This window comes from Rhodococcus sp. EPR-147, from assembly GCF_001647185.1.
Taxonomy (GTDB): Bacteria; Actinomycetota; Actinomycetes; order Mycobacteriales; family Mycobacteriaceae; genus Rhodococcoides.
This window is the reverse complement of sequence record NZ_LVCU01000236.1, coordinates 1-4,697: the sequence shown is the minus strand read 5'-3', so window position 1 is coordinate 4,697 and position 4,697 is coordinate 1. Positions and strand designations below refer to the sequence as shown.

Annotated in this window: 4 protein-coding genes and 1 pseudogene; 2 read left to right on the top strand and 3 right to left on the bottom strand. The window is 66.1% G+C overall.

Annotation, left to right across the window (positions count from 1 at the left end; genetic code table 11):
* Positions 1–1,089: MFS transporter (locus A2J02_RS11530; protein ID WP_068050220.1), on the top strand; the 1,089-nt coding region annotated here is incomplete at its 5' end.
* Positions 1,090–1,102: 13 nt separating this feature from the next.
* Here A2J02_RS11530 and mgtE read toward each other — a convergent pair.
* The 3 genes from mgtE to yaaA are packed head-to-tail and all read right to left on the bottom strand — an operon-like array spanning position 1,103 to position 4,443.
* Positions 1,103–2,449, bottom strand: a complete 1,347-nt coding sequence (gene mgtE / locus A2J02_RS11525; protein ID WP_156516194.1) for a magnesium transporter — start codon at positions 2,447–2,449, stop codon at positions 1,103–1,105.
* A gap of 42 nt (positions 2,450–2,491) precedes the next feature.
* Positions 2,492–3,703 carry a DUF2786 domain-containing protein gene (locus A2J02_RS11520; protein WP_068050218.1) on the bottom strand — a complete coding sequence of 404 codons (1,212 nt, stop codon included), beginning with the start codon at positions 3,701–3,703 and terminating at the stop codon, positions 2,492–2,494.
* Positions 3,700–4,443: a peroxide stress protein YaaA gene (gene yaaA / locus A2J02_RS11515; RefSeq protein WP_068050222.1), complete on the bottom strand. Its 744-nt coding sequence runs from the start codon at positions 4,441–4,443 to the stop codon at positions 3,700–3,702. Before yaaA ends, A2J02_RS11520 begins: the two co-directional genes overlap by 4 nt.
* Before the next feature lie 69 nt (positions 4,444–4,512).
* On the opposite strand from yaaA, the pseudogene A2J02_RS11510 reads away from it, so the two are divergent.
* A pseudogene (locus A2J02_RS11510) lies at positions 4,513–4,697 on the top strand (proline--tRNA ligase); the annotation flags it as partial.

Genomic DNA, 4,697 nt, shown 5'->3' with positions numbered 1-4,697 from the left:
GCGACCACCTTCGCGCCGGGCCCGGTACGAAACCAGGCCATCGCGATCTACGCGGCCATGACCGGTGTCGGCTCCATCGCAGGCCTGATCATCGGCGGTGCGCTGACCGAGGTGTCGTGGCGGTGGATCTTCCTGATCAACGTGCCGATCGGTGTCGTCATCGTGGTGCTCGCAGTCGTGTCGCTGCAGGAGACGGTGGGGGCGAAGCTACCGCTCGACGTGCCGGGAGCGATTCTGGCGACGCTGGGCTGCACCGGAGTGGTGCTCGCTCTGAGCGAGGGCACCGAACTCGGCTGGACCAATCCGATCGTCATCGTCTCGCTGATCGCCGGTCTGCTCTTCCTCGGGCTGTTCCTGCTGGTCGCGCGTCGTGCCGACAACCCATTGCTGCCGTTCTCGCTGTTCGGCAGCCGAGACCGGGTGGCGACGTTCGTGGCCATCTTCTTCGCCGGTGGCGTGATGTTCTGCCTCGCCGCCTACGTGGCACTGTTCGTCCAGGACATCCTGGGATACAGCCCGTTGCATGCGGGCCTGGCGTTCGTGCCGTTCGCCTTCGGACTCGGTGCCGCCGCATTCCTCGCCTCGCAGCTGGTGACGCGCATCGCCCCACGGTGGCTGATACTGAGCGGTGCCGTCATCATGGTCGGGTGGCTGATGGTGTCGGTCGCGACGATGAACGCCGACTCGTCGTACTTCCCCGGACTGTTCTTCCCCGTCATCGGCATCGGATTCGGCGTCGGCCTGACGGTCGTGCCACTCCCGCTGTGCGCCATCGCTGGAGTCAGCCCCGCCGAGATCGGCCCGTTGACCGCCATCGCCCTGGTTGCCCAGACCCTCGGCGGGCCGCTGGCGCTGGCCGTGATCGGTGCGCTGGTGACCTCTCGAACCTTGTCTCTCGGTGGCATCTCCGGACCGGCAACGTTGATGAACGACAGCCAACTCGACGCGTTGAGCTCGGGCTACATGTTCGCGCTCTTCTGCTGCGCAGTCTGCGCCGTGGTCGCGGGAATCGCTGCGGTGTTCATTCGCTTCACCCCGGAGCAGGTCGCGCAGGCACAGGCCGCTCAGGAAGACGCCCAGAAGGGCTGACGAGCAGGGCCGATCACACGCCCAGTACGGCCTTGGCGATGAGGAAGTAGACGATCAACCCCGTCGCGTCGCAGAAGGTGGAGATGAAGGGCGTCGAGAAGACCGCCGGGTCCACCCCGATCTTCTTGGCGATCAGCGGCATCGCACCGCCGACCGTGGCTGCGAGAGTGCAGATCGACAACAGCGTCGTACCGATGACGACCCCGAGGTGCCAGTCGTAGACGAGTCCGGCGATGACGAAGCCCAGGGTGCCGAGCATCGCACCCATCGTCGCGCCGACGCGAACCTCGCGAAACAGCACCGAGGCGATGTCCCGCGGTCGCACGTCACCCAGCGCAAGTGCCCGCGTGACAGTGGTCGCGGCCTGCGAGCCGGTGTTGCCGCCGGTCCCGGTCAGCAGCGGAATGAACAGCGCGAGAGTGACGACTGCGGCGAGCGCGTGCTCGAAGATCTCCAGAACCTGCACCGTGAGGATGGCCGACAGCGCCAACACCAGCAACCACACCACGCGCGAGCGAACGATGGACAGCACCGGCGTGGACAGATACGGCCGACGCAGCGGCTCCGAGCCACCCGCGCGAGCGGCGTCCTCGTCCTCGGCTTCCTCCAGGATTCGAGAGGACTGTTCGAGTGTGAGAATGCCGATCAGCCGTTGCTCGGAATCGACCACCACCACCGCAGGACTGCGGTGCTCGAAGCACAGCCGTGCAGCCTCCTCCGCCGACGAATCGGCCTCGACCACAGGATGATCCGAGTACAGATCCCCGACCGGAGTGCTCGGTGCCGCCGTCGCCAGATCGGCGAGGGTCACCACCCCCAGCAGAGTTCGGTGATCGTCGGTGATCGGCAACAGATACACCGACTCGGCGTCCGAGCCGGTCCGCCGCACGGCGACGAGTGCGTCGGCGGCGGTCGCTGTAGTCCGCAGTCGAACGAACTCCGGGCTCATCCGGCGGCCGACCGACCCGCGGTCGTATCCCAGCATGGGCGCGGTGAGTGCGCGCTCGTCGGGGGACAGGCCCACCAACAGTCGATGCGCGACATTGGAGGGGAGTTCGTCGAGCAATTCGACACGGTCGTCCGGGTCGAGATCCTCGAACAGCGCGATCACATCGTCGCTGCGCAGACTCTCGAACAACTCACCGCGAACGGTGGCGTCGAAGCGTTCGAAGACCGCCACGGCCTCGTCCTTGGGCAGAAGGCGAAACAACACCGCGCGTCGAGACGAGTCGACACGCTCGAGCATGCGCACCGCATCGGTCGTCGACAGCTCGCCCATCAGAGTGGACAGGGCGGCCATGTCACGGGCGGTCAGGAGTTCGGACGTTCGCGTCATGATGTCGTCGAGAGTTTCGGGCACAGAACCATTTTGCCTTGCGAACGGGCGGTCGACTCACATACCTCAGCGCGAGAGATCGGCCCGATCCGCCGCAGCCTGGCCCGAATCCCATCCCTCGGCGTCCAGGCGTGGGCCGCGCATCGGCTTCGCCGTCGGGAACAGTCGATCGAATTCGGCTTCGACGGCGACGGTCTGTGCGGCGAGTATCGGTAGTAGATCACCGGATTTGTGACTCGCCTCCTCGAGGGCGTTCGCATCGGCGTCGGTCAGACGGTCTCCGATACGGACGGCGTACGCGTACAGGAATGCCTTGCCGAACGCCGCCGATCCGGCCTTCTTGCGCTTCTTCGCCTGCGGTGAATGCCCGAGGGCGCGTGTGGCCTGAACGAGCAGAGAGGTGAACAGCAACTCGGTTTGCTCCACGTCCACCGGCGCTCCGACCAGAGTTGCGACGGCGAACTCCGGGTCCCAGATCGCCTTGACGCGGTTGGCGGTTCCGACGACGTGCAACAGCTGCGCCTTGGCCGGGGCATGCGGGCCGTCGACATGAACGCGTCGGCCGTGAATATCGATGTGGCCCTGCGAGAGCAACATGGTGTCGATGGAGTAGCGCGTCATCAACTCCTGCGCCTTGGCCGTGAGCGTCTCGGCCTCCTCCTCGAAGTCCGTGGCATCGGCCTTGGCCAGTAAGCCGCGAATCTTGCTCAGCATCTTGGTGTTCGGGGAGTCGGAGCCGGCGACACCCGTCACCGTGGGACGAGTGCGCGGCCACTGGGAAGGCTTGGGGCCGAGCTGAGGCCACCGGGGGAGTGTCTGCCATCGACCGAGCAGGGTGAGTACGTCGAGCCACTGATCGCTGGCCGCGATGTAATCGGTCTTACCGGACGATGTCAGGTACGCGGTCAGGAAATCGGGCGTGGCCTCGACCCGGGCCGCAACCTTCGGGAACTGCTCACAGACCGTGGACATCTGATCCACCCAGTCCTGTGGGGCCCGAGAGTCGGCGTCGGTGAGATCGGCTTGATGCAGCAGTACCGCGGCCGCGAGATCGGCCACGGCCACCGTGTGCTGACGCCGCACGACGTGCACCAGATCCATGGGTTGCCAACCGTTTTCGTACATCGTCTCGATCATGTTCGTCAGCGCGCGAGAGCCGAGTTCGGTCGCGTCCATCGAGACCAGTCGATCTGCGACGTCGTCGGCGATGCGTTGGCTCTTGGTCTTGCCGACCGAGGCGTCGGCGCCGCGGCGGAGCAGTCCAGGAATCTCGCTCATTCGGTGAGCACGATCAATTCGGTGCTCGATGCCACTTCGACTCGCAGTCCGGCCTTGGACGCCACGCGCGCAACGGCTTTCACGTCCTTCGGCTCGGCTGTGGTCAGAGTCAACGCGCGTGCCAGCAGGCCCTTGTGGTGCTTGTTGAAGTGGCTCACCACCGAACGGGTGCCGTCGGGCTTCTCGGTGAGCACCGTGGCGGTGATCGCACCGGGGACGGGACCGAGCTGCTGGTAGGTGCCGGATCGGAGGTCGACGACGATCCCCTCGTCCTCGGCGTCGATGGCGTCGGAGAGTTCGGGCTTCCAGTGTGAGCGCAGGGTGCCGAAATTCGGAACGGTCGATCCACCGGAGAGTCGGTAGTACGGAATCGGGTCGCAGGCACGGACGGCTCCGAACAGGGCCGAGCCGATCCACAGCCGCGCGTCCGCTCGGGCGCGACCGGCCCGAGTGAACGACGCCGCATCGAGGGCGTCGTAGAGCACGCCGGTGTACCGCTGCAGCGCAGGTGTGGTCGGTGAGGTCCACACTCGGGCGTTGCGTTCGATCTCGTCCTTCTGGGTGGGGCCGAGGCCGAGCGCCGCGATCGATGCATCGACGTCGCCGGCGAGTTCCACCAGCGCGTCGGCGAGCTTTCGGCGGAGCGGTGTCAACGTGGGCAACGACAGTCGGTCCAGATCGAGAGGTGCTCCGGAACCGCCGTCGGACTTCGTCTCGGAGGGAGGCAGCAGAATCAGCACGGGCACGAGGCTACTCACTGTACGGCCGCCTGCTCACAGGCACTGCGTGAGCGACTAGTCTGACAACCCGTGATCACCCGTCTTTCGCAGTTGTTCCTTCGTACCCTTCGCGACGACCCCGCCGACGCCGAGGTCGACAGCCACAAGCTGTTGGTCCGCGCCGGCTATGTCCGTCGTATCGCGCCTGGCGTCTACTCCTGGTTGCCGCTGGGTCTGCGGGTGCTGCGGCAGGTCGAGCGTGTCGTGCGCGAGGA

Excerpts from the sequence above, each read along its gene's own strand:
- A2J02_RS11520 (WP_068050218.1), bottom strand. The coding sequence starts at position 3,703 with ATGAGCGAGATTCCTGGACTGCTCCGCCGCGGCGCCGACGCCTCGGTC.